The sequence below is a fragment of the Streptosporangium sp. CA-135522 genome (assembly GCF_050949235.1).
Taxonomy (GTDB): domain Bacteria; phylum Actinomycetota; class Actinomycetes; order Streptosporangiales; family Streptosporangiaceae; genus Streptosporangium.
On record NZ_CP192026.1, the window covers coordinates 3976459 to 4001433 of the forward strand.

A 24975-nucleotide genomic window follows, 5' to 3' on the forward strand; every position below is an offset into this window, starting at 1 on the left:
CTGAACAGCGCGCTGTCGAACGCCGGCCACGCCGGGTGCAGCTCGCCGAGGACCGCCTGGTAGTCGCCGCGGTTGACGGCCTCGACGTCGGTGGCGCAGATCTGCAGGTCGGGGCTGTGCACCCGGGCCGCTGCCCAGCCGGGACGCCCGGCCGGAAACAGCCGCGCCACCGATTCGGCCAGTTCGGCGGAGGAGAGCCGGACATGGGTGGTCCTCTCGGCACCGGCCGGTACGGCGATCAGCTCGGCCCACCGCCGGGCGAAGTCGTCCGCCACCGTGCGGAACGGATTGTCACCCCCGGTGAACAACAGTCCCTGGGCGAGATACCACAGGTCGGCCAGGCGCACGGGGGCGTCGGCCTCCGCCCGCAGCTCGGCGTGGAGGTCCGACAGGACGTCCTGGCAGGCGGAGCTGATCGCATGGGTGAGCCAGCGGGCGGTGGTGAGGATGACGTCGAGGGCCGGTGCGAGGTCGTCGAGGAGGGTGGTGCCGATGGTGACGTCGAGGTCGCGGGTGGTGTCTTCGTAGCAGGGGGTGCGTCCGGCGTACATCTGGCCGTCGCGGCGGCGGGATGGGGCGCCGGTGATGGCGGTGAATTCCTGGTCCAGGGCGGCGAGGGCGTTTTTGAGGGTGTCGGGGTCGCCGGCGGCGGCGGCGACGGCGTCGCGGGCGGCGCACAGCCGGTCCAGTCCGGTCAGGGCGTGGGTTCGCAGGTGGGGGTCGTCGATGGTGGTGATGCGTTCGCGGAGGGCTTGTTCGGCGTCGCGGCCGATGGGCAGGGCGGCGTCCCAGGTGATCAGGTCGCGTTCGGTCAGTCGTTGCAGGAGCAGGTAGCCGTCTTCGGGGCGGGCCAGTTCGGTGACGACTTCCGCTGCCGGGGTGCGGCCGTCGCAGCGGGCGAGCACGGCCGCTTCCGGTGGTGACAGGGGTAGCGGGGGCTGCATGGGACGCAACAGATGCCGTCCGCTCAGACTGAGATGAGGCAGCAGCATCGGCGGCAACCAGCGGCGCACCCGCGGATCCTCCGCGAGGTGGTCGGCGTAGGCGGTCATCACCCAGCCCTCGAAGAAGACGCGCCTTCGGCGCAGCAGGCTCGCGCCGGTGCGCACCTTCAGCGCGCGCTCGGCGTCGTCCTCGACGGTGATCCAGCAGACGGGGCCGAAGAAGCCGATGGTCTCGTTCTTGGCGCAGTAGCGCTGCCAGTACCGGACGACGGCTCGTTCGCGGTCGCGGCGGCGCACGTTGCGGGTGGCGTCGGGGCCGCCGGTGACGATTCCGTCCAGGGCGATCAGTACGCCGGGGTTCTGCCAGGTGACGGCCTCGCGAAACAGCGGGTCGGCGGCGATGGCGTAGATCTTGGCGGCTCCGGTGGCGATCGCCTCGGTCAGTGCCTTGTCGAAGACGGCGGCGTCGCCGTGGCCGGCGAGCAGGTCGTCGGCCGCGGCGGCGGCCGAGGGTGCGGCGAAGGCGTCCAGTCCGTCGGCGGGGAATCCGGTGGTGCGCAGCAGCGCGTCCGACCACACCGACCAGCCGGTACCGCCCAGATCGACCTTCGTCACCGCCCACCGTCCACGGACCTGAGATCCGCTGACAGGAGGGCGATCAAGTCGTCCAGCCGGTCCTGGAGGAAGAAGTGGCCGCCTTCGACGTGGTGCAGAACGAATCCCGCGGTGGTGTGCCGCTCCCAACCGGCCATCTGCTCCACGGAGACGGCCCGGTCGAGCGTGCCGGCGAAGGCCGTGATCGGCACCGGCAGCGGCGGTTCGGATCGGTACACGTAGTCGTCCAGCCAGGTGAAGTCCGCTCGCAGCGTCGGCAGCAGCAGCTCCAGCAACTCCGGCTCGCCGGCGACGGCTTCGGGCACGCCGCCCCCGGCCACGACCCGGGCCACCAGTTCGTCGTCGGACACCCGGGAGAGCCCGTCGAACGTGTCGGACCCCTGCAGGTGCGGCGCCCGCGCGGCGCCCATGTACAGCCGGGCAGGCAGGGGCGCACCCGTACGGCGCAGCAGCCGTGTCACCTCGAACGCGAGCCGCGCGCCCAGCGAGTGACCGTACAGCGCGTAGGGGCGGCCGTCGGCGACCGCGGCGTCGGCGACGGCGTCGGCCAGCTCGGCCAGGTCGATCTCGGCGGGCTCGACGATCCGGTTCTCCCGGCCCGGGAGCTGGACGCCCAGCACCTCCACGCCGGGGGCGAGGGCGGCCGGCCATGGATGGAACACGCCGGCGCCGGCGCCGGCGTACGGCAGGCACAACAGCCGCAGCGCCGCGTGCGGCAGCGGCCGCGGACAACGGAACCAGCGGGCCGTCAGGGTGGTCATCGGGTGCCTCCCGGCGGGTCGATCCAGTGGCGCTGCCGTTGGAAGGGATAGGTGGGCAGGGGTAGGAGCCGGCCCGGGACGGCGGAGCCGGAAGACGGCGTCTGCGGCGCACCTGCCCGGGGCGTCAGCAGGTCGGGGTCGAGGGCCGCGACCGCCTCGGCGAGGCTGCCGCACTCCACGACGACCCGGTGGGCGAAGGAGCGGCGCCCGGCCGTCAGGGTGTGCGCCACGTCCGCCGGGGACAGGTGGGGGTTGGCGGCGAGGTGGTCGCGCAGCCGTACGATCGCGGCGCGCAGGGCCTCGGGGGAGCGGGCGGAGACGGGGAGCAGGTACCGGCCGCCGGACGGGGATGCGACGGCCGGTGGCTGTGGGGCTTCGGCCACCAGGACGTGAGCACCGGTGCCGCCGATGCCGATCGCGCTGACCCCGGCGACGCGCCGTCGGCCGTCGGGCCATTGCGTGGTCTTGGCGGGCAGGTAGAACGGTCCACGTTCCAGGTCGAGCTGCGGGTTGGGGGTGTCCAGGTGCAGGTTGCCGGGGATCTGCCCGTGGCGCACCGACAGGACCGCTTTGATGAACCCCGCGATCCCCGAGGCGGCGTCCGTATGACCGATGTTGGTCTTGACCGCGCCCAGCGCGCAGTATCCGGTGCCCTGCGCGCCGGCCGCCCGGAAGGCCCGCGTCAGCGCCTCCACCTCGATGGCGTCCCCCAGCGGCGTGCCGCTGCCGTGCGTCTCCACCAGGCCGACCTCGTCGGGGGAGATTCCCGCGTCGCCGAGGGCCTCGGTCACCGCGGCCGTCTGCCCGGCCAGGCCCGGTACGGCGAAGCCGGCCCGGGCGGCGCCGTCGTTGCCCATCGCCCAGCCGGGGATCACGGCGTACACGTGGTCGCCGTCGGCCATGGCGTCGGCGAGCCGCTTCAGCGCCACCACGCCGCTGCCGCTGGAGAACCCCGAGCCGTCGGCCGCGGCGTCGAACGCGCGGCACCGGCCGTCAAGGGAGGCCATGCCGCCGGAGGTGTGCCGGTAGCGGGGCCAGGTGACGTTGACGCCGCCCGCGAGTGCGAGATCGCAGCGGTGGTCGATGAGGCTCTGGGCGGCCAGGCACACCGCCACCAGGGAACTGGAGCAGGCGGTCTGCACCGCGATCGCCGGACCGGTCAGACCCAGCCGGTAGGCCACCTGCCCCGGCAGGTGGTCGGAGCGCTGGTGGGGCAGGAGCCGTCCCTCCCAGTCGTCGGGGTCGTCCGGTACGCCGGCGGCGGGGTTGCCGAACAGGTGGAACAGGAAGTACCGGTTGGCCGAGGTGGAGGCGAACACGCCGACCTGGCCGTCGAACCGGTCCGGGTCGCATCCCGCGTCCTCCAGGGCCTCCCAGGCCGTCTCCAGGAACAGCCGGTGCTGCGGATCGGTGCGGGTGGCCTCGTCGGCGGAGAATCCGAAGAAATCCGCGTCGAAGTCCGTCACTCCCTCCAGCTTCCCGCCGGCCTTCACATGCGCCGGATCGGCGAGCAGCGCCGTTCCGACCCCCAGCGCGCGCAGTTCCGATTCCGGGTAGTCCCAGATGGCGTCCACCCCGTCGGACAGCACGGTCCAGAACGCGGCCGGGTCGGGTGCGCCGGGAAACCGGCAGGCCAGACCGACCACCGCGATGTGCCCGTCGAAGCCGTCGGCATCAGTGTCGGCATCAGTGTCGGCGTCGGCGTCCGTGATGGAGGCCGGGGCGGCCGGCCGGGGGGGTGGTGCCCCGGCCGGAGCCGACAGGGCCCGGGCCTGGGCCCGCACCGTGGTGTGCTCGAACAACATCGTCATCGGCACCGGCGTCCCGAACACGCCGGTCAGCCGCTGCTGGAGCCGTCCCAGCAGCAAGGAGTGCCCGCCGGCGTCGAAGAACGGCTCGGTGACCCCGATCTCGGACACACCGAGCACGTCGCACCAGATGTCGTGCACCGCCGCCTCGGCGGGTGTGGCCGGCGGCTCGCCGGCGCGGGCGGAGCGCGGCGCGGGCAGGGCACGGGCGTCCACCTTGCCGGTCGGGGTGAGCGGCAGCGCGTCGAGCACCATGATCGCGGCGGGTACGAGGTGGTCCGGGAGGACCTCGGCCGTGGCGCGTCGCATCGCGGCCGGATCGAGCACGGCGCCGGCGGAACGCTGGACGTGGGCGACGAGCCTGTCGCCGGAGAGCGTGACCACGGCCCGCGCCACCCCCGGCTGCCCCGACAGGTGCGCCTCCACCTCGGCCGGTTCGACGCGGAACCCGCGTACCTTGATCTGCCGGTCGAGCCTGCCCAGGCAGACCAGAGTGCCGTCGGGAAGCTCGCGCCCGAGATCGCCGGTGCGGTAGAGCCGCCTGCCGTCGTCGTCGGTGCTGAACCGTTCGGCGGTGCGCTCCGGATCCCGCCAGTAGCCCAGCGCCAGATACGGGCTGCGGATGGCGATCTCGCCCAGCCCGTCGCCGTCGGGGTCGAGCAGCACCACCTCGTAGCCCGGCAGCGCGTGGCCGATCGGTACCGCGGGACCGGCTTGCGGTTCGGTCTCCGGGGAGTCGAAGGAGGTCCGGTAGTGGGCCACGAAGGTGGCCTCGGTGGCTCCGTACCCGTTGACGAACCGGCAACCGCCGGCGAAACGTCCCCGGCCCGCCGCCACGTCGGACCTGCTCACCCGCTCACCGCCGAGCAGTACGGTGCGCACCGCGGGCAGCCGGCCGCCGGGTCCCAGCGCGTCGAGCACGTACCGGTAGAGCGTCGGCGTGGAATGGTAGACGGTCACCCCCAGGTCGGTGAGGCGGCGCACCAGCTCATCCGGCCCGAGCGCGCGGACGTCGATCGGCACCACGGCCGCACCGCTCAGCAGGGCGGGGTAGATGTCCGGGATGGAGGCGTCGAAGCTGACCGAGGCGAGCAGGCTGAGCCGGTCCTCGCCGGTGATCGACAGGCTTTCGATCTGGTTGTCCACGCAGTGCAGCAGGTTGCGGTGGCTCTGGGCCACCCCTTTGGGCGTTCCGGTGGACCCGGAGGTGTAGCGCAGGTAGGCCAGGTTGTCCGGCTCGATCGCTTCGGGGGCGGGCGGCATCGTGGGCGCGTCCTCGACGAACACCACGCGGCAGGGCCGGTCTCCGAGCAGGGTCCGGGCGAGCGCCTCGTGCTCGCGGGTGGTGACCAGCACGCTCACGTCGGCGTCGTCGAGCATGTACGCCAGCCGGGGCACCGGATAGGACGGGTCCAACGGCACGTAGACGCAGCCGGCGAGCAGGGCCCCCATGATCGAGGGGACGATGCTCGGGCCGTGGCCGACCAGCAGGCCGACGCGCGCTCCCGAGCGGCCTCCCGCCGTGGTGACGAGGTGTTGTATCCCCCCGGCCGCGAAGGCCAACTCCGCATAGGTGACCGGGGAACCGGTCGAGTACACCGCTATGCGGTCGGAATTGTTACTTACGACATCGAGGAATCGGCCGACTACCGTTTGTGGCATTAGTGGAGTTCCTGCACGTTAATCACCATCTGAATCCGCCATCGCCCCTGTTACGCGGTCAGGCATGGCTCGCGGCCCGCTGACATATGGAACGGTAAAGGGGAGACTTTGCTGATCATTAGCCATACGATTGCTTTATCCGCAAACGTGGCTATATGCGGTTCAGGGGTGACCTCTCACGCAGATTTCGCGGGAGGCTCAGGCGGAGGAACGGCCATGATCGTCGACAGCACTGTTCCCATGTGCGACTTCCAGATCCTCGGGCCGCTCCAGGTGCGCCTGGCGGGGGTCACGGTGCCGTTGCCGGCGCGCCATCCCCGCATGCTGCTGGCCGTGCTGCTGCTGCACAACGATGAGATCGTCGCCGAGGAGCGGCTGCTGGAGCAGGTGTGGGGCCACGGCGCCGGCAGCATGATCGCCCTGCGTACCGCCATGTCGCGGTTGCGCTCCTGGCTGCGCTGCGAGGCCGGGTCGATCGCCTGCGTCGAGCACGTCGACGGCGGCTACCGGCTGCGACTGCCGGACCGCTTCGTCGACGCCGCCCGGTTCCGGGCGGTCCTGGCCGCCGACTCCGACACCGCCGGCATCGACCCCCACCTGCGCCTGACCTCCTTGATGACCGCGCTCGAACAGTGGCGCGGACCGGTGCTGGACGGCGCCCCCGACGGGGTGCGGCACGACTCCGCGATCCGGGCGCTGGACGACGACCACGCCATGTGCCTGCAACGGCTGGCCGCGCTCGCCATATCGGTCCAGGCTCCCGAACTGCTGCTGCCGAGGACCCGAGCCCTGGCTCGGTCGCGGCCTTTCGACGAACCGTTGCACACGCGTCTGATCGAGCTGCTCGCCGCCTGCGGCCGGCCCGCCGAGGCGCTCATGGAGTACGAGCAGTTGAGATCCCGGCTCGCCGACGAGCTGGGAGTCGCGCCCAGCGCGGACGTGCAGCGCGCCTATCTCGGCGTGCTCGACCAGGATCCTCCGCTGGTCGGCAGGAGCGGGCCGGCCCGCGTCCCGGGAGGGGGGCGTCCGGTCGTGCCCCACCAGATTCCCGCCGACATCGCGGACTTCACGGGGCGCGACAAGCCGATCGCCGTGCTCCTCGACTACCTGGGCGGGATGCTGAACGACCCGATGCGGCCGACCGCGCTGGTCGCGGGGATCACCGGCGCCGCCGGAGCCGGCAAGACCGTTCTGGCCGTGCACGTCGCGCAGCGGCTGGCGCAGCTGTACCCCGACGGTCAGCTCTACGCCGACCTGCGCGGCATCGCGGCCGACGCCGAGCTCCCGTTCCACGTGCTCGGACGGTTCCTGCGGGCACTCGGGATCGGCAAGAACGACGTCCCGGACGACCTGGCCGAGCGCATGGCCCTCTACCGCAGTCTCCTCAGCGGCCGTCGCATCCTGGTCGTGCTGGACAACGCCGAGGGAGAGGCGCAGGTGAGACCGTTGCTGCCCGGCTCCCCGACGTGTTCGGCGCTCATCACCAGCAGGTGCCGGCTGGTGGGCGTCAGCGGCGCGAGGGTCGTCGAACTCGGCCGGTTCGACGTCGACCGCGCCGTCCAGTTGCTGGCGGCCGTCATCGGGCACGAGCGGGCGACCGCCGAGCCCGAGGCCGCGGCCGAGCTGGTCCGGCTGTGCTGCGGCCTGCCCCTGGCGGTGCGCATCTGCGGCGCCCGGCTCGCCGCCCGCCCGCACTGGCCGATCGCCACCCTGGTCGCCCTGCTGCGTGACGAGGAGCGTCGCCTGGACGAGCTCAGCGTCGCGGATCTGGCGGTGCGGGACGGCCTGCGACAGTGCCACGACTGGATAAGGGAGGACGTCCGGCCGACGTTGGCCCGGTTGGCCAAGCTGGGCCCGGTCTACTTCGCGGTCGGCACCGTCGCCGCCGTGTGCGGCCTGAACCACGTCACCGCCCATGACCATCTGGGGGTCCTGGCCGAGGCCCGGTTCGTCTCGGTGGTCAACACCGGCCAGACGGAACGCGTCCACTACCGCCTCGACGATCTGGCCCGGCTGTTCGTCCTCGGCCTGGACTCGGCGCGGTCGTAGCCCGCGCCTCCACGAGCCGGGGCGCCGTACCGGCAGGCGCGCGGGACCGGCGGCGTCCGCCGTCGCCGCCGTGGTCAGAGCGAGTGTGAACACGTGTGATGCAGTCAAGACAAGTGCGTCCAAAAATGTCAATAACGCTATAGCCGATATGACCGAAATCCCTCTCTGAGGCGTGGAATGCGCCTCTCACCTCCTATGCAATCCAATTACCAGTAATTTACAAGACTTCTCCACCAATCTCGGGTTCTGCGAGCAAGAACCGCGAAGATCGGGGGTGGGTCCACGTGAGAGTGCGTTCGGGAGATCCGGCCATCCTGCGCGACATCGTCACCGCCGAACTCGGGCGCGCCGGGGCGGAAGACTGGCGGGTCGCCGAGGACGGACTGTGGTGCAAGGTCATGCCGACCGGTCGTCCGCTGCCCGACCAGGGTTGGAAGCTGCACGTCTCCGCGACGATGCTCTCCGCCCCCGTGGTGCTCTCCCGCGTCTCGCGGGTGCTGGCCGAGGCCGCCTGCGCCTTCAAGTTCCCCGCCCGGCTGCACGACTACTGGAAATTCCTCGAGCCGCACTGCAGCCGCGCCCAGGCGGGGAAGTTCATCACCGCCTATCCGCGTGACGACGCCGAGTCGGTGCGTCTGGCCGCCATTCTCGACGAGGTGACCCGGGGCCTTCCCGGGCCGGCGATCCTCTCCGACCGCCCCTACCGGGCCGGCGGAATCGTGCATTACCGCTACGGCGCTTTCAGCGGGCACCGGACGCTCGGCAACGACGGTTTCTACGAGGTCCGGCTGCGATCCCCGCAGGGCCGGCTCGTCCCCGACGAGCGGCAGCCGCGCTTCTCCCCGCCACCGTTCGCGATCTGCCCGTTCGAGGCCCCGGCGCCCCGGCGCCCCGGAGCGGCCGCGGTCATGCTGAACGACCGGTTCGTCGTCCGCGAGGCCGTACGGCATGCCAACCGGGGCGGGGTGTATCTCGCCGAGGACACCAAGACCGGGCACGAGGTGATCGTCAAGGAGGGCCGCCCACACGCGTGCGCCGATCTGAGCGGCAGGGACGCACGGGACCGGGTGGCGACGGAACGCTCCGTCCTGCGGGAGCTCGCGGCGACCGGGGCGGTCCCCGCGGTGGTCGACTTCTTCGAGCAGGGCGGCCACGCCTTTCTCGTCGAGGAGTTCGTGCCGGGGATCACCCTGCAGCGCTGGTCGGACGGCAACGCCGGGCCACTGGGCGAGGACGGGTTCGGCAACGGGATCGCCGAGGTGCTGCCGCTCGTCGGCCGCCTGGTCGAGCTGTTGAGGGCGGTGCACGGCCGGGGTCACGTGTTCGGCGACCTGTCGCCCAACAACGTGATGCGACTGCCCGGCGGAAGCCTGCGGCTCATCGACCTGGAGCACGCGGCCGTGCCGGGCGCCGTCGTCATGGTCGGCGGAACCCCGGGCTACCTGGCGCCGGAGCTGGCCGACCACGTCGGAGAGCACCTGCCCGCCCCCGACGGGACCGCCGATCTCTACAGCCTCGGCGCGATGGTGTACTTCCTGGCGACGGGCGCCCATCCGGATCCGCCGGGTCCCGGGCCGCTCACCGCGGCGGCCGCGGCCAACCCCACACTGGCCCTGCTGCTGCCGCTGGTGGAAGGCCTGCTGGCCGCCGAGCCGGAGCGGCGCTGGTCGTTGGACAGGTGCGAGCGCTTCCTCGCCACGCTCACGTCCGAGCGGGCAGGCCCCGCTCCCGTGCCCGAGCGAGCCGTCCCGGAAGTCGCGTCCAGGGTCCATGACGGCATGGTCCACGACGGCATGGTCCACGACGGCGTCACCCGGCCGGTGGACCGGATCGACCGGATGATCGGGGACGGGGTCGCGTATCTGGTGGAGACGGTGACGGCCGGCGGCGGAGACTCGTCGTCCTGGTCCGGAGCCCTCGACGGGACCCTCGACGGAGCCGAAGTGGATCCGTGCTCGGTGCACGGCGGCGCCGCGGGTGTCCTCGGCGTCCTGACGCCGGCCATGGCCGTGCCGGAGGCGGCCGGCACGGTCGCCGCGCTCTCACACTGGCTGCGGCGACGGCTGGAGGAGGAGGACGTCTGGCGGCCCGGCCTCCACTTCGGGCGTTCCGGAGCGGTGTGGGCGCTGTACGACGCGGCGACGGCCATGGACGACACCGCGCTGGCGCGATTCGCGGTGCGGGCGGCGAGCCTGCTGCCGACGGACCACCCCTCTCCCGACGTGACGCACGGGCTGGCCGGATGCGGCATGGCGGTCCTGCACATCGCGCTGCGATCGGGCGACCCGGCGCTGCGCGAGCGCGCCACCAGGATGTTCGGAAACCTGCACGACGCGCGGTCGTACCTGGACGGGCATCCGCAGTGGCCGACGCCGGAGACGCTCGACTCCGGCCTCGCCGGCGCGAACCACTTCGGCTTCGCGCACGGCATCGCCGGCATCGGGACCGCGTTGCTCCACGCCGCCCGGGCGCTCGACCGGCCCGACTGGACGCAGACCGTGCATGAGATCGCCCACGCCCTCCACGAACACGCGGACGTCGACGCCGACGCCGCCTGGTGGCCGACCCTGCGCGGCGACCTGAGCACGGTGCGTCCCCGCCGGCCGTACTGGTGCAGCGGCTCCTCCGGGGTCGGCTCCTTCCTGGTGAGGTACTGGGCCGCCACCGGCGATCCGCGCGCCCTCGACCTCGCGGGCAAGGCGGCGGCGGCCGTGCACCGCACCCGATGGCAGTCGGGACCGGTGCCCTGCCACGGGCTCGCCGGCGACGGCGAGTTCCTGCTCGACATGGCAGAGCTGACCGGCGAGGACCGATACCGCCGGTGGGCCGGCGACCTGGCCCGCTGCCTGGAGGCCAGAGCGGTCGAGCGTTCCGGCCGGCTGCTCGTGTCCGACCCCCACACCGGTCTTCCGTCACCCACCTTCCTCGGAGGCACGGCGGGCATCCTCGCCTTCCTCCTCCGGCTGCGTCACCGGCACCCCCGGCTGTGGATGCCCGACGACGCCCCACAGACTCGCCGTCCGCGACGGGACGGCGATGGCAAGGAAAGCGGGCCGCACCAAGGCGGTCCCGAAATTCACAGGAGGTAACGACCATGTCTTTCGACGTCGAGGACCTGCAGGCTCTCCAGGAGCTCGAGCCCGGCGCCACCGAGGCGCTCCGGCTGACCAACTGCCTCAGGCACTTCGGTTGCACCGACAACTGATGTGACGGGCAACTGACATGACGGCCCCGCCCGCCCGGTGACGGGCGGGCGGGGCTCTGTTCGATCACCAGACAAGGGCAGGTCCGGCCGTGCGCGATCATCCCCCCTCCGCTTCGGAGACCCCACCCGCCCCAGGGACCTGGCGCAGGGTCGTGCGGCTGTTCATGCCGTACCGGGCCGCCGTCGGCGTCCTCGTCGTGCTCATCGCCGTCTACTCCGCCCTGAACGCCGCCGTCCCGCTGCTGACGCAGATGGTCTTCGACCGGGCGCTCTTCGGTCCGGGCGGCCCCGACCTGCCGCTGCTCGCCCTGATCGCCGGGCTGGCGGCGGCCCTCGCCTGCGCGGTGGGCGCGGTGGACCTGGCGCAGACGTGGGTGTCGGCCCGCGTCGCGCAGCGCGTGGTGCACGGGCTGCGCACGGAGATGTTCGGCCGCCTGCAGCGCATGCCGCTCGCCTTCTTCGCCACCGAGCGGGGCGGCGAGATCCAGTCGCGGCTGGCCGGCGACACCACGCAGATCGAGCACGCCGTCAAGGACACCCTGCCGGGCGCGCTGTCCGGCGCCGCCGGGTTCGTGGTCGCGGCCGGCGCGATGGCGACCCTGTCACCGGTGCTGGCGATCGTCGCCCTGATCCTGTCGCCGCTCGTCCTGCTGGTGGCCTCCCGCTCGGGACGGGCGCTCGAAACCCTGTCGGCCGTCGGCCAGCGCGCCCGCGCGGAGCTGTCCTCCATCGTCGCCGAACGCCTCTCTCCGGGAGGCGTCACCCTCGCCAGGATCCACGGCAGGCGTGACGCCGAGGCCGCCGCGTTCGCCGCGGAGAGCGAGCGGCTGGCGCTGCTGGGGGTGCGTTCGGGGGTGGTGGCCCAGTGGGTGCTCAGCGTGGGGCACGTCTTCTTCGTGCTGACCCCCTATCTGGTGTTCGTGGCGGCCGGACTGACGGACGGGGTCACCGCGGGCACGCTCGTCGCCTTCACCGTGCTGCAGTCCAGGCTCTACCAGCCCCTGTGGCAGATCCTGCACATCTCCACCGAGTTCCGCTCCGCGCAGGGAGCCTTCGAGCGGGTCTTCGGCTATCTCGACCTCCAGCCCGAGCCGGAGCCCCGGCAGGTCCCCGCCTCCGGTCCCGGGGCGCCCGCCTCCGGTCCCGGGGCGCTCGCCGTACGCGGCGCCGGCTTCCGCTACCCGGGCGTCGGCGAGGAGGATCGCCCGGCCCTGCACGACGTGAGCCTCGACATTCCGGCCGGGTCCGCCACGCTGGTCGTCGGCCCGAGCGGCTCCGGCAAGACGACGCTCGGCCACCTGCTCGCCGGACTGCACCGGCCCACCGACGGATCGATCGCGCTGGACGGGACGGAGGTCCAGGCTCCGCTGCCCGGCCGGATCTGCATCGCCACGCAGGAGCCTTTCCTGCTGCAGGGGTCGGTCGCCGACAACCTCAGATACGCCGCTCCCGGCGCCACGACGGACGATTTCGTGCGAGCCTGCCGGACCACCCGGATCCACGAACGGATCATGGCGCTTCCGGACGGCTACGACTCCCTGGTGGGCGAGCGGGGCGCGCTGTTCTCCGGCGGAGAGCGGCAGCGTATCGCCCTGGCCCGCGCGCTGCTGGCCGACGCGCCGGTGCTGGTGCTCGACGAGGCGACCTCCGCGCTCGACCCGTTGACCGAGTTGGAGGTGGTCGAGGCGCTCCTGGCCGAACGGGTGGGCAGGACGACCGTGATGATCACCCATCGGTTCGGCGTGCTCGACTCCTTCGACACCGTCGTGGCCCTGGAGGGAGGCCGGGTGGTGGAGCAGGGCACGCGTCTGGACCTGCTCGGCGATCGGCACGGGCTCTACGCGCGGATGGTCCGCGCCCAGACCGGCGCCGCATAGCTCACCGGCCACCCTCCGGCGCGTGCGAGTTCCGCGTACCGGCCGGCGTCGCGCACCGCCGCGCCGCCCGGATCGTTGTTGAAGTAGACGTACACGTCACAGTGCCCGTCCCACGCCTGGCTCAGGCGGCGTAGCCAGGAACGCAGCGCATCGTCGCCGTAGGCGGGCCGGGGGTGGGCGCGGCCCTCGTGGAAACGCAGGTAACCCCAGCCGGCCGTGCGCCACAGGGGAGTCTGCGGACGGCCGAGCCGGTCGGCCCAGCACAGGGCCGCGTCGTGCGCCGACAGCACCTCGCGGACGGGATCGTTCCACCAGGACGCGTGCCGCGGCTCGACGGCGACGCGCACGTGGGAGGGAAAACAACGCAGGCACGCGTCGAGCAGCCCGGGATCGGCCGGCAACGTCGGCGGGAGCTGCAGCAGGACCGGCCCGAGCTTGGTCCCCAGCCCCTCGGCCGCGGCGAGCAGCCGCTCGACCGGCTCCCGGGGATCCTTCAATCGTTTGACATGGGTGAGGAAGCGGCTCGCCTTGATCGCCATGACGAACGTGTCCGGCGTGCGATCCCTCCAGCTCTCGAACGTCTGGCGGGCCGGCAGCCGGTAGAAGGTGTTGTTGTTCTCCACCGTCTCGAAGCACTCGCCGTACCGTTCCAACCACAGCCGCTGGGGCAGGCCTGGCGGGTACAGCCCGCCGCGCCAGTCGGCGTACTGCCAGCCGGACGTCCCCACCCGCATCATGAGAGGCCAGTCCCGTCGATCGACGTCTCCACGACCGGGACCTGCCCGTGACCCGCCCGGCCCACACCCGCGGAGCCCCGGTGGAGTCCGGTGGAGTCCCGATGGAGCCCGGTGGAATCCCGAGCGGGCCGTCCCGGTGCCGCCGGCCGTCGCGGCGGGGGCGGCGACCCGGTGGCCTCGACGCTCCTTCCGCCGGGCTCAGACGCCGATGGTCCGCGCCAGGTCCGCCGGGACGGGATAGGGCCGCTCGACGGGGAGCAGGTCCGTCGCCTTGCCCGCGTCACCGTTCCGGACGGCCGCGTGGACGTCGCGGGCCCTGTCGGTGACATCGGTGATCGCGACGGTCCACTCGTCGACATAGCGGTGTACGGCCTCGCGGGACAGGCCGATCTGGATGGAGCGGTACGGCAGGGCGTTCAGGTGCAGGTCGCGTTCGGGGTCCCACTGGATCCGCACGGGACTCTCCCTGAGCCGGGCTGCCCAGGCGTCACGGTCGCCGTGCAGGTCGCCGTCGTGGTGGCTGAGGCAGGCGTGGGCCAGCGCCCATTCGAAGCCGTCGCGGGTGATGTCGATGGCGAGGACGCGAGCCTGACCGGGCTTGGCGGCCCAGCCGCAGCGGTACATCATCCACAGGAACGACGGCTTGATCCAGGTCATCCGCTCACGCTTGAACGGCGCGACGAACCGTTGCGCGGTGACGGCGGGCCCGGCGATATGCGGGTCGTAGGCCTGGTAGAGGGTGACGGTCTCCTGGGTGTACGCGGCGCGGATCTGCCGATAGGGCTCGTTCATGTCGATCAGCCTGGCGAATCGGGCCCTCACCGGGCAACAGGATTGACGCGGCGGGGATGGCGGGGCGGCGCGAGGAGCCCTCGCCGCGGCAGCGCCGTGGCAGCGCCGCCCGGGGGCGATGTCCCCGTCCGCCGCGGGGCGTTCGATACTACTCAGATGGTCGGCGTGTTCGCCGGGACGCCGCGGACGCCGCGGACGTCACGGCGATGAGGACCGGTGAGGCGGGTGCGGCGGATGGGGGAGCGGGAGATGGCGGACGGCGATGCCCAGAGGCGGGCCGGGCGGCCCGAGGTGACCTCCGAGTCGCCGGTGATCCGGAGCGACGTACCGGGCTCCTTCCCCTGGGGGGTCCTGCACGACCGGCACCCCGCCCTCATCCGGAAGGTCCGTGACGCCACGCCGTACGGACCCGACCGGCAGCGGGCGCTCGACCTCTTGCTCAAGGAGATCACCGACGGTGTGATCGGTCCCATCGAGGGGGCCGCGCCCGATGCCGACCTCTGGCGGAGCTGGGACCGGGGCCACCTCGGGCGGCGATGGGACGACGCGCCGTTCCTGTGGGCGGAGGGTTACTTCTATCGCAAGCTCCTCGGCGCGGTCGGCTACTTCGATCCGGGGCCGTGGCGCGGGGTCGACCCGTTCGAGCCCTTCAAACAGGCCGAACTGCTCGGAGAGGGAGTCGAGGCCGAGCTCCGCGCCATTGAGGACCTGCCCGGCATGCCCGCCGGAGAGCAGGCCCGAACGCTGATGCACCGGGCGCTGTGGGGCAACCGGGCCGACCTCGGCTTCCGGATCTCCGCCGCCGGGAAGCAGGCCGCCGGCCAAGTGGCGGGCCTGCTGGCCGACGACGGCGAGCTCGTCTGGTCGGCGGTGGACGCCTCGCGCTCCGCACGGATCTGTCTCGTCGCCGACAACGCCGGAGGCGAGCTGCTGCCCGACCTCGCCCTGATCGACCACCTGCTGCACGCGCGGGGGACGGAAGAGGTCCTCCTGCACGTGAAGCCCTCGCCGTACTACGTCTCCGACGCCGTGACGGCCGACGTCGTCGCCTGCCTGCGGCGGCTGTCGGCCGCGGGCGGCCGGGCCGGCGAGATGGGGGATCGCCTGTGGGGGGCGATGGGGTCCGGGCGGCTGGCCGTGCGGGCCCACGCCTTCTCCTGCGCACCCCTGCCGTACGAGGAGATGCCCGACGACCTGCGGGAGGAGTTCGCGTCCGCGTCACTAACGATCATGAAGGGGGATCTGAACTACCGGCGCCTCGTCGGTGATCGGGCGTGGCCGCCGACCACGGCGTTCGCCTCGGCCGTCGGATACTTCCCCGGGCCCGTGGCGGCGCTGCGCACCCTCAAATGCGATGTCGTGGTCGGCCTCGAAGCCGGGGTGGTCGCCGCGCTGGACGCGACCGGGCGCCCCTGGCGTACCAGCGGCACGCACGCTCTGATCCAGGTCAGGCCGTAGCCGCACCGGTCACCTCGCCACGCCGGGCCGCCGCCATCGGGATCACGCCGCACCGGACCCTCACCGGACCCGCACCGGACCCTCACCGGACCCGTCGCGGACCGCGTCCGGTGTGGAGGCCGGGGGCGGATCACGGACGGGTCAGCCGTCGGTAGACCACCGCGGACGTCAGCCCGTAGGCCAGATGCGGGACGATGTCGGCGATCCAGGAGGACGCTTCCCATTCGCGCGGGTCGGTCAGGCCGAGCGCGGTGAGGGGGACGTCGCCGGCCACCATCGCCGCCGTGGAGAGTCCCAGCGCGGCCACCGGCAGGGGAAGGCGCCGGTCGCGGACCACCAGCCCGTAGAGCGCGCCGACCCCCACGCCCGCCGCGTACCCGAGCAGCGCGCCCACTCCCTGTCGCCGGCTCTGCCCGGCCTCTCCGGAGCCGAGATCGACGCCGGCCCGGCCGGTCAGCTCGCCGGCGGCCTCGGCGGGCAGGCCGCTGGCCGGGCGGCCGCGCACGGCCATGTCCAGGTAGGTGACGATGTCGAGCGCGGTGGTGCCCGCCGCTCCGGCGAAGATTCCCGCTTGCAGGCTCACCGGCGGCACTCCCTCACCGGCGGGGCACCGGGCCGGCGCGGGACGGCGGGACCGCCGGCGCGCCCCGGCCGGTCGACGGCCCCGACTCCGACCGGGCGAGCGATCGGCACTCCCGGACGCCGTTCCCGACCAATCGCGTTCTGCCCCCGTGACATGCGCTTTCTCCCCTGGGTCGGCGATGAGGTCGGTATGCCCGCCGCCGCGGCGGCCAACCGCCGCACCGGCGATCACCCCTCCGGGCCGTACGGCCTCCGTCCGGCCGTTTCGCCGGGGCGTACGGTCTGCGTCCGGCCGTTTCGCCGGGGCGGCGGGCGGACCGCCGGTCTATCCGAGAGCGCGATCGAGGTTGAAGGCGGCGCTGATCAGGGCGAGATGGGTGAAGGCCTGCGGGAAGTTGCCGAGCTGTTCGCCGGTCTGCCCGATCTCCTCGGCGTACAGGCCGAGATGGTTGGCGTAGGTCAGCATCTTCTCGAAGGCCAGCCGCGCCTCGTCGAGACGTCCGGCCCGGGTGAGCGCCTCGACGTACCAGAACGAGCAGATCGAGAACGTGCCCTCCTGCCCCCGCAGGCCGTCCGGGCTGGTCGTGGGGTCGTAGCGGTACACCAGCGAGTCGGACACCAGCTTCCCGCCGAGCGCGTCGAGCGTGGACAACCACTTCGGGTCGGTGGGAGCGACGAACTTGGTCAGCGGCATCATCAGCACGGAGGCGTCGAGGACGTCGTCGTCGAAGTGCTGGACGAACGCCTGCAGCCGGTCCGACCAGCCGTATCGCATGATCTGCCGGTAGATCGCGTCGCGGGCCCGCTGCCAGCGCGGTGTGTCGGCGGGCAGTCCCCGGCGGCCGGCCATCCGCATGGCCCGTTCGATCGCCACCCAGCACATCAGCCGCGAGTAGACGAAGTTCTTGCGGCCGCCGCGGGTCTCCCAGATGCCCTCGTCGGGCCGGTCCCAGTTGTCGCAGACCCAGTCCACCAGCGTGTGGACCTCTTCCCAGAGGTCGCTGGAGATCGGCTGGCACATCCTGTCGTAGAGGTAGACGGAGTCGATGAGGGCACCGTAGACGTCCAGCTGGAGCTGGCCGGCGGCGGCGTTGCCGATGCGCACCGGGGCCGAACCCTGGTGGCCTTCCAGGTGGGGCAGCTCGGCCTCGGGCAGCTCGGTACGCCCGTCGATGCCGTACATGATCTGCAACGGGCCGGACGGGCCGCCGTCGCCCCGGCTGACGTGCTCGGACAGGAAGCGCATGAACGCCGCCGCCTCCTCGCTGAAACCGAGCCTGAGCAGCGCGTACACGCAGAACGCCGAGTCGCGGACCCAGACGTAGCGGTAGTCCCAGTTGCGCTCCCCGCCGACCTGCTCGGGCAGGCTGGTCGTCGGCGCCGCCACGATCCCGCCGGTCGGCGCGTAGGTGAGCAGTTTCAGTGTCAGCGCGGAACGGTGCACCATCTCCCGCCACCGGCCGCGGTAGCGGGACGCGGACAGCCAGCGTCGCCAGTACGCGACCGTGGCGGTGAACTGCTCCTCGGCTTCGGCGACCGGACACGACCGCCTCGTCACGTCGTCGCCGAGCCGGTCGAGGGCGAACACCGCGCACTCGCCCTCGCGGAGCTTGAACTCCGACCACACGTCCGGGCCGTCGGCCTCGAGGGGCGTGCCGGCGGTCAGGGCCAGGGAGAGCGACGGCGACTCGAAGATCGCCCCGCCGTCCCGCAGGCTCAGCGAGTGCGGCTGCCTGCCGTAATCGAACCTGGGCGCCACCCGCGCCCGGAAGGGCAGCGTTCCCCGCACGCACACCACCCGCCGGATCAGTCGGTGCCTGCCGACTTCGCCCGGGTCGCCGACGATCGGCATGAAGTCCTGGATCTCGCCCACCCCGTCGGCGGCGGAGAAGCGGGTGATCAGCACGTTGGTGTCGGGGAAGTAGAACTGCTTGGTCCGTGCCGGTACGTCGGCGGCCAGCTCGAACGATCCGCCCCGGTCGGCGTCCAGGATCGAGGCGAACACGCTCGGCGCGTCGAAGCGCGGGCAGCAGTACCAGCTGATCGTGCCGTCGGTGCCCACGAGCGCCACACTGCGCATGTCACCGATCAGCCCGTGGTCGGCGATCGGCAGGTATCGGCAGGCGCCTGCCGGGCCCGGAGGCCACGCGGACCCCGCCGTCATCATGTCGGCCCTCTCACCAGCGCACCCCCGCTCCTACGCCCTCAAGCTATGTGCCCCGGACGCGTGCCGGGGTCTGGCCCGCGTCAAGGACCCGGCAGGTTTCCGGATGGGGCGCGCGGCGTCCGGATGGGGGCGCCGGGGCGTTTCGGCCCGCCGATGCCCGGCCACGGGTGACGGTCACCGCGGCCGGGCGCCGTACGTCCGGGCGGACGAGGGGCCGGCTCAGCGGGTCACAGCCGCTGCCAGAGCGCCGGGACGTTCGGCGGCTCCCAGCCGGGAATCGCGGTGTGCGCCTGGATGCACCGGTAGCTCGCGCCGCCGTAGGTGACCACGGCCCCCGGCTGGTAGGCGGTGCCCGTGGTCCAGGTTCCGGAGGGGGTCGTCGAGGTGGGGGTCGGGGTGGGGGTCGGGGTGGCGGTCGGGCCGGTGGTCGGCGTCGGCGTCGGATCCGGCGAGCCGCCGCCGACCTGCAGGTCGACGCACGAGTAGAAGGCGTTCGGGGTGTCGGCGATGTTCCAGATCGCGAGAACCTTCTGCCGGCCGGATCGGCCGCCCAGGCTCACGCTGTGCGAGACCGTGGCGCCGGGTTGGCGACCCTGGTCGTTGAACACCGCGATCCGGGTGCCGCCGACGTAGTACTCCCATGTGCTGGTGGCGTGGCGAGCGGTCAGCACCCAGTTGAAGGTGACCGAGGTGCCCACGCTCGTGGCCGGCCAGCTCCTGCTCTCGTCGTCGAGCTGGGCGAAGCGGGAATTGCCGCCGCTGCAGCTGCGCAGGCCCTTGGGCCCCTCCACGCTCTGCGGCTCATAGATGATTTCGCCGCAGTTGGCGACGCGACCCTGGGCGCACATGGCCTGCCGGCTCGGCGGCGACGATATGTAGCCGTGCGCGTGGGCCGGTGAAGCTATGAAAACCGTGGCCGCGATGGCGATGATCGCCGTAGAGAGGAAGGTGATCGCTCTTCGCATCTCCTACTCCTTTGCTGGGGGGATAACTCAAACATAAAAGAAAGTTTCCTAACAGTAAATGCTTGAGTAATCTGATTCCCGGGGGTTTGTCGAATGTTCGGTGCCCGCGGTGAACCCTTGACGAAAGGGGAGGAGACGCCCGCCGGGGCTCGCGGCGCGCAAGCGGGCCGCGAGCCGGTGCCGCGCTCGCCGTCAGGCCGCGGGGACCGCGGCGACGGCCTCGATCTCGATCAGGATGTCCGGCCGGAAGAGACCCGCCACCTGCACGAGCGAACTCGTCGGAGGTCGCTGTAGGTTGACGAACTCATCGCGCACGGCCCGGACGATGGGCAGAGCCGAGGTGTCGACGACGAAGATCGTGAGCTTGAACACGTCGTCCCAGGTAGCCCCGCCCGCTTCGAGCGCGGCGCCGACGTTCTGCATCACCAGGCGGGTCTGGGCCGCCCAGTCGCCGGCGGCGGCCGGCGTGCCGTCCGCGGCGATCGGGACCTGCCCCGAGGTCCAGACGAGCCGGCTGCCCGGTGCGATGGCGGCGACGTGGCTGTAGCCGTTGGCGGGTGGCAGCACCGGGGGAGTGCTGAAGTTGATATGCGACATTTCGTCCGTTCCGGAGATCGCGCGGATGGAGCATCCCGATGCTGCCCGGACGGGGGTGTGATATCAAACGAGGCCGTACCGGATCACCCTGGACCGGACGGCGGTACGCGGAGGTCCCCCGCGGTCGTCACCGCCGGAACGGGGTGGTTCCGCCGGCGCCGAAACGGGTTTCGTGATCCCACAGATGAGTGCACGCCGGGCACTGCAGATGCAGGCGGCTCCCGGTGTTGCCGATGAGATAGCGCCAGTGCTCCCCGCAGTTCCGGCCGCCGAGGCAGCTTCCGCAGTCCTCGTCGTCGCGGCATCCGGGGCACGACACCCATGCCCTGCGCCCCAGATCGGCGTGCGGATCAAGCGGCAGCACGACCCGGCCCCCTTTCCGGGAGCACTCCGGCGGCCACGAGCATGTCGTAGGTCTCCCGCTGCCGCTCGTCGAGACCGGAGTAGAGAAGGTCGTACGCCTCTTCCTCGGACCGCAGCGCCGCCGGCGGATCCCACTCCGGTCCGAGAGCCGCCATGACCGCGGCGCGCCGGCGAGTCTCCTCCAGCGTGAGGTCGATCTCGAAGACGGCGTGGGCGTTGTTGCTTTCCTGGCTCATGGCGTGGCTTTCCGGTGGGTGGCGAACGTGTCGTTCGCGTGACCGGAAGACGCCTTCCAGAGGCCGGGTAGGGAATGGCCGCCACGAGGGTCGGGCCGGGGCGATCCTTTGCGATCACGCGAACATGTGTGGGAATGAAGCCCCTCTCAATGAGGAAGCCTTGTCCTTTATATACCTTATGTCACTTTTCGTGCCTCATTCGTGACGTAATTCACCGAGGCTTCGAGGCGGTGCGTACGGCCCCGCACACCGCCGGGGGATTCCCGCATGGTCGGCGACCGCGCTGCTGTCCGGCCTGACGTGGCGTGGACACCCCCCGGCGGCGCCCCTGCGGGCGCCGCCCGGCGGCCGTCGGGCGCGTGGGTGTCCTGGTCGCCGGCGCCCGGAAAGCCGCCCGGGACGCCGGTGGTCAGGGCCTCGACGGGCTCAGTAGCTCATCAGCAGCCGGTCGAGAACCCGGGTGCCGAACCGCAGGGCGTCCACCGGCACCCGCTCGTCGACACCGTGGAACATCGCGGCGAAGTCCATCTCCGGGGGCAGCCGCAGCGGGACGAACCCGAAGCCCCTGATGTTCAGGTCGGCGAAGAACGTCTTGTTGTCGGTGCCCCCCGACATGCAGTACGGCACCGCGCGGGCGGTCGGGTCCTCCGCCTTCAACGCCGCGATCATCGATTCGACCAGTTCACCGTCGAACGTCGTCTCCAGCGCGATGTCGTGGGTGACGTACTCGCGCCGGACGTTCGGCCCGAGCAGCTCGTCCACCGTGGACAGGAACTCCTCCTCGAAACCGGGCAGGAAGCGGCCGTCCACCACGGCGCCGGCCTGGCCGGGGATCACGTTCGCCTTGTAGCCGGCGGTGAGCATGGTCGGGTTGGTCGTGTGGCGCAGGGTCGCGCCGACGAACCTGGCCAGCGGGCCGATGGCGTCGATGATCGGCGCCGGGTCCGCCGGGTCGAAGGGCAGGCCGAAGGCGTCGGCCACCTCGGACAGGAACCGGTGCACGGTCGGCGTCAGGTTGAGCGGCCACTCGTGTGAGCCGAGCCGGGCCACCGCCTTGGCGACCTCGGTGACCGCGTTGTCCGGGTTGAGCATGGAACCGTGGCCGGCGGTGCCGTCGGCGACCAGGCGCATCCATGCCAGGCCCTTCTGCGCGGTCTCGATCAGGTAGAGCCGCAGCGAGGGGTCGACCTCCAGGGAGTAGCCGCCGACCTCGCTGATGGCGTGGTCGACCCCGTCGAACAGCTCGGGATGCTTGGCGGCGAGATACTTGGCGCCGAACTCGCCGCCCGCCTCCTCGTCGGCCATCCAGGCGAAGACGATGTCGCGCCTGGGCTTGCGGCCCTCGGTCACCATCTGCCGCAGGACCGCCAGCATCATGGCGTCCATGTCCTTCATGTCGACCGCGCCCCGGCCCCAGACATAACCGTCCCGGATCTCGCCGGCGAACGGGTCGACGCTCCAGTCGGCGGCGTTGGCGGGCACGACGTCGAGGTGGCCGTGCACCAGCAGCGCGGGCAGCGCGGGGTCGGAGCCCTCGATCCTGGTCACGACGTTGCCGCGGCCGGGTGCGCTCTCCAGGTAGGTCGCCTCCACCCCGACCTCCGCGAGCCTGGCCATGACGGCCTCGGCCGCGGCGCGCTCGCCGGGGCCGCTGCCGTCTCCGTAGTTGCTGGTGTCGATGCGGATGAGCTCGGTGCAGAGCTCGGCTACCTCGATCTCGGCGGGGGTCATCGGTACTCCAGGGTGAGCAGGCCCGACTTGCGCAGGTGACCACGCTTGTAGGCACGGGTGACGAGGGTGACGTTGACGTCGGTGACATCGTCGAGCGGGCCGACGACGGTCGTGAGGAAACGGTAGAGCTCCGCCTCGTGGGCCACGACGACCTGGACGATCATGGTATGGGTGCCCGAGGTGGCGGCGCAGTAGCGCACGCTCGGATGGCCGGCGAGAGTCTGGCCCACCTCGTCCAGGCCGTGGGCGCGAACCGAGAGCCAGAGCTGGGCCTCCACCTCCAGCCCGAGCAGCGCGGGCTCCATCTCCGCGCGCAGGTGCACGATCCCGCGCTCGACGAGCGCCGCCACCCGGCGCCGGGCGGTCGGCACCGACATGTCCAGCCTCTCGGCGATCGCGGTGAAACCGATGCGCCCGTCGGCGGCCAGCAGGCCGACGACGTCCATTTCGGCCGCGGTCAGCTCGACCCGTTCCGGCGGCGCGACCGGGGCCGGCGCGCCGGCCCTCAGTAGCGCGACCTGCTCTCGCGTGAGGTAGGGCGCGTGCCACTCGGCGACCGTCTGAAAGGTGTGCAGCACGACCTGGGTCCGGGTCTGCACGATGCCGGGAGTGGCGGGGATCTGCGAGATCAGGATCTCGTGCAGGAGATCTCTGGACGGAGCCACCAGCTCGCAGCCGATGTCGGCGGCTCCCGCCACCGCGTAGACCGAACGGGTGTCGGGACGCGCGGAGAGCGCCTCGGCGACCTGCTCGGCCGTACAGGGACGGACCTGGACGTGCAGGTGCACCGGCGTGCCGAGCCCGCAGCGCAGCTCGTCGAGGATGGCGGTGACCCGCACGGCTCCGGTGGACAGCAGCCGCTGCAGGCGGCGCGCCACGGTCCGTTCGTGCTCGCCGACGGCGCCGCCGATCTCGCCCCATGTCGCGCGGGGGCTGACCTGGAGAGCCGTGGCCAGACGACGGTCAAGATCGTCAAAAATGGTCACCGAAACTCGTCTGTATGTCGGGAATATAAAGATATTTCAAGATATTTGACTAGTTCTATCACTTAGTTGCATGGTGGGCCACCTGAGAGACTTGGCTTACCACTAGGCATGAGGAGTCCCTGTGGCCACAGTTCCCCCCAGGCCGGCCCCGCTCGGCGTCCCCAGGAGCCGGGTGCGCCAGCTGATGGCCGCCAACGTCGGCAACGTCGTCGAATGGTTCGACTGGTACACCTATTCCTTCCTGGCCGTCTTCTTCTCGACCCAGGTCTTCCCCAAGAGCGCGGGCAGCGGCCTGGTGCCGTTGCTGAGCACGTTCGCGGTCTTCGCGGTCGGGTTCTTCATGCGCCCGCTCGGCGGGCTTCTCGTGGGCTCGTTCGCCGACCGGTTCGGCCGCAAGGCCGCGATGACCTTCACGATCATCCTGATGGGCGCCGGCTCGTTGCTGGTCGCGATCACCCCGACCTACGAGTCTGCCGGAGTGCTCGCGCCGATCGTCCTGACGCTGGCCCGGTTGATCCAGGGGCTGTCGGTCGGCGGGGAGTTCGCCGCGGCCACCACGTTCCTCGTGGAGTCCGCCCCGCCGGGCAAGCGCGGCCTGTTCTCCAGCTTCCAGTACGTCAGCACCACCATCGGCCAGCTCCTCGCCTCCGGCCTCGCCGCCCTCCTCGCCGCGACCCTGGCCGAGGCCGAGATGAGCTCGTGGGGCTGGCGCGTCCCATTCGTCGTCGGGGCACTGGCGAGCCTCGTCGGGCTGTGGATCCGCAGCGGCGCCGAGGAGACCACCACCCTGGCCGAGGACATCAAAAACGGCGTGGCCGAGAAGCCGAAGCTCTTCGAGTTCCTCGTCCGCTACCCGTCCAAGGCGTTCCTGATCGTGGGCATCACCATGGCCGGCACCGTCGCCTACTACACCTGGACGACCTTCCTGCCCACCTACGCCCAGCTCACGGTCAAGTTCGACAAGGCCGAGGCCCTTCAGGTCGGCACGATCTCGCTGTTGTTCTTCATGGTGCTGCAGCCGCTGCTCGGCATGCTGTCGGACAGGATCGGCCGCCGGCCGATGCTGATCACCTTCGGCCTGGCCTTCACTCTGCTGCCGGTGCCGCTGATGGGGCTGCTGACCGACTCCTTCGCCAGCCTGTTGCTGGTCCAGTGCGTCGGCATGGTCTTCCTCGGCGGGTTCACGTCGATCTCGGCGGCGGTCAACTCCGAGCTCTTCCCGACCCGGGTCAGGGCCTCGGGCGCCGGATTCCCCTACTCCCTGACCGTCGCCCTGTTCGGCGGCACCGCCCCGCTCGTGGGCACCGCGCTGATCGACGCCGGCAACGCCGGACTGTTCGCCTGGTACATGTCGGCGCTCGCCCTGGGGTCGACCCTGGTCTACGTCTTCGCGCTCAAGGAGACCAAGGACCAGCCGCTGAGCTGACACCGGGGACGGCG

Annotated in this window: 18 protein-coding genes (1 of these 18 only partly in view); 5 read left to right on the forward strand and 13 right to left on the reverse strand. The window is 71.7% G+C overall.

Annotated features, from left to right (window positions below):
* The 3 genes in view from ACQPYK_RS18510 to ACQPYK_RS18520 are tightly spaced (each overlapping or abutting the next) and all read right to left on the reverse strand, a layout consistent with a single transcriptional unit that may run on beyond the window.
* Nucleotides 1–1559, reverse strand: the 5' portion of a protein-coding gene (locus ACQPYK_RS18510) for a lantibiotic dehydratase (RefSeq protein ID WP_433256791.1). Its footprint begins 727 nt before the window's first position; 1559 of the gene's 2286 nt are visible here — the first part of the coding sequence; its start codon is at nucleotides 1557–1559; the stop codon falls past the left edge of the window.
* Nucleotides 1556–2320: a thioesterase II family protein gene (locus ACQPYK_RS18515; protein WP_433256793.1), complete on the reverse strand. Its 765-nt coding sequence runs from the start codon at nucleotides 2318–2320 to the stop codon at nucleotides 1556–1558. The genes ACQPYK_RS18510 and ACQPYK_RS18515 overlap by 4 nt, the downstream gene beginning before the upstream one ends.
* Complete coding sequence (locus tag ACQPYK_RS18520) at nucleotides 2317–5790, reverse strand: amino acid adenylation domain-containing protein (RefSeq protein ID WP_433256795.1); 3474 nt, start codon at nucleotides 5788–5790, stop codon at nucleotides 2317–2319. Before ACQPYK_RS18520 ends, ACQPYK_RS18515 begins: the two co-directional genes overlap by 4 nt.
* A gap of 216 nt (nucleotides 5791–6006) precedes the next feature.
* On the opposite strand from ACQPYK_RS18520, the gene ACQPYK_RS18525 reads away from it, so the two are divergent.
* From ACQPYK_RS18525 to ACQPYK_RS18535, 3 genes are all read left to right on the forward strand, one after another.
* Nucleotides 6007–7839 carry a BTAD domain-containing putative transcriptional regulator gene (locus tag ACQPYK_RS18525; protein ID WP_433256797.1) on the forward strand — a complete coding sequence of 611 codons (1833 nt, stop codon included), beginning with the start codon at nucleotides 6007–6009 and terminating at the stop codon, nucleotides 7837–7839.
* A gap of 284 nt (nucleotides 7840–8123) precedes the next feature.
* The gene (gene lanL, locus ACQPYK_RS18530; RefSeq protein WP_433256798.1) at nucleotides 8124–10928 is read left to right on the forward strand and encodes a class IV lanthionine synthetase LanL; all 2805 of its coding nucleotides are present in this window, start codon (nucleotides 8124–8126) and stop codon (nucleotides 10926–10928) included.
* A gap of 205 nt (nucleotides 10929–11133) precedes the next feature.
* A complete protein-coding gene (locus tag ACQPYK_RS18535) occupies nucleotides 11134–12921 on the forward strand; it encodes an ABC transporter ATP-binding protein (protein WP_433256800.1) in 1788 nt (595 codons plus the stop codon).
* On the opposite strand, the gene ACQPYK_RS18540 is transcribed toward ACQPYK_RS18535, so the two are convergent.
* Nucleotides 12882–13655: a DUF72 domain-containing protein gene (locus ACQPYK_RS18540; RefSeq protein WP_433258833.1), complete on the reverse strand. Its 774-nt coding sequence runs from the start codon at nucleotides 13653–13655 to the stop codon at nucleotides 12882–12884. The genes ACQPYK_RS18535 and ACQPYK_RS18540 overlap by 40 nt on opposite strands.
* 201 nt (nucleotides 13656–13856) lie before the next feature.
* Nucleotides 13857–14450: a DUF4291 domain-containing protein gene (locus ACQPYK_RS18545; protein WP_433256801.1), complete on the reverse strand. Its 594-nt coding sequence runs from the start codon at nucleotides 14448–14450 to the stop codon at nucleotides 13857–13859.
* 249 nt (nucleotides 14451–14699) lie between these two features.
* On the opposite strand from ACQPYK_RS18545, the gene ACQPYK_RS18550 reads away from it, so the two are divergent.
* Complete coding sequence (locus ACQPYK_RS18550) at nucleotides 14700–15908, forward strand: damage-control phosphatase ARMT1 family protein (protein WP_433256803.1); 1209 nt, start codon at nucleotides 14700–14702, stop codon at nucleotides 15906–15908.
* A 130-nt stretch (nucleotides 15909–16038) separates the two neighbouring features.
* Here the strand turns inward: ACQPYK_RS18550 and ACQPYK_RS18555 are convergent, their stop codons facing one another.
* The 8 genes from ACQPYK_RS18555 to ACQPYK_RS18590 all read right to left on the reverse strand — a co-directional run bounded on the left by ACQPYK_RS18555 (nucleotide 16039) and on the right by ACQPYK_RS18590 (nucleotide 23535).
* Nucleotides 16039–16491 carry a hypothetical protein gene (locus ACQPYK_RS18555; RefSeq protein WP_433256805.1) on the reverse strand — a complete coding sequence of 151 codons (453 nt, stop codon included), beginning with the start codon at nucleotides 16489–16491 and terminating at the stop codon, nucleotides 16039–16041.
* Between the two features lie 324 nt (nucleotides 16492–16815).
* Nucleotides 16816–18657 (reverse strand): glycoside hydrolase family 15 protein, encoded by a 1842-nt coding sequence (locus ACQPYK_RS18560; RefSeq protein ID WP_433256807.1) that lies wholly within the window; start codon nucleotides 18655–18657, stop codon nucleotides 16816–16818.
* A 227-nt stretch (nucleotides 18658–18884) separates the two neighbouring features.
* Nucleotides 18885–19622, reverse strand: a complete 738-nt coding sequence (locus tag ACQPYK_RS18565) for a lytic polysaccharide monooxygenase (RefSeq protein ID WP_433256808.1) — start codon at nucleotides 19620–19622, stop codon at nucleotides 18885–18887.
* Nucleotides 19623–19814: 192 nt separating this feature from the next.
* Nucleotides 19815–20219, reverse strand: coding sequence for a RidA family protein (locus tag ACQPYK_RS18570; RefSeq protein WP_433256809.1), 405 nt, complete (start codon nucleotides 20217–20219; stop codon nucleotides 19815–19817).
* A gap of 127 nt (nucleotides 20220–20346) precedes the next feature.
* Nucleotides 20347–20583: a hypothetical protein gene (locus ACQPYK_RS18575; RefSeq protein WP_433256810.1), complete on the reverse strand. Its 237-nt coding sequence runs from the start codon at nucleotides 20581–20583 to the stop codon at nucleotides 20347–20349.
* Nucleotides 20570–20818, reverse strand: a complete 249-nt coding sequence (locus ACQPYK_RS18580; RefSeq protein WP_433256811.1) for a DUF6400 family protein — start codon at nucleotides 20816–20818, stop codon at nucleotides 20570–20572. The genes ACQPYK_RS18575 and ACQPYK_RS18580 overlap by 14 nt, the downstream gene beginning before the upstream one ends.
* A 426-nt stretch (nucleotides 20819–21244) precedes the next feature.
* Nucleotides 21245–22549: a M20/M25/M40 family metallo-hydrolase gene (locus tag ACQPYK_RS18585; protein WP_433256813.1), complete on the reverse strand. Its 1305-nt coding sequence runs from the start codon at nucleotides 22547–22549 to the stop codon at nucleotides 21245–21247.
* Entirely contained in the window at nucleotides 22546–23535 is a 990-nt protein-coding gene (locus ACQPYK_RS18590; RefSeq protein ID WP_433256815.1) for an Lrp/AsnC family transcriptional regulator, read from the reverse strand. The genes ACQPYK_RS18585 and ACQPYK_RS18590 overlap by 4 nt, the downstream gene beginning before the upstream one ends.
* A gap of 121 nt (nucleotides 23536–23656) precedes the next feature.
* Here ACQPYK_RS18590 and ACQPYK_RS18595 point away from each other — a divergent pair, with 121 nt between their 5' ends.
* Nucleotides 23657–24961, forward strand: coding sequence for an MFS transporter (locus ACQPYK_RS18595; protein WP_433256817.1), 1305 nt, complete (start codon nucleotides 23657–23659; stop codon nucleotides 24959–24961).
* Nucleotides 24962–24975: the final 14 nt, after the last annotated feature.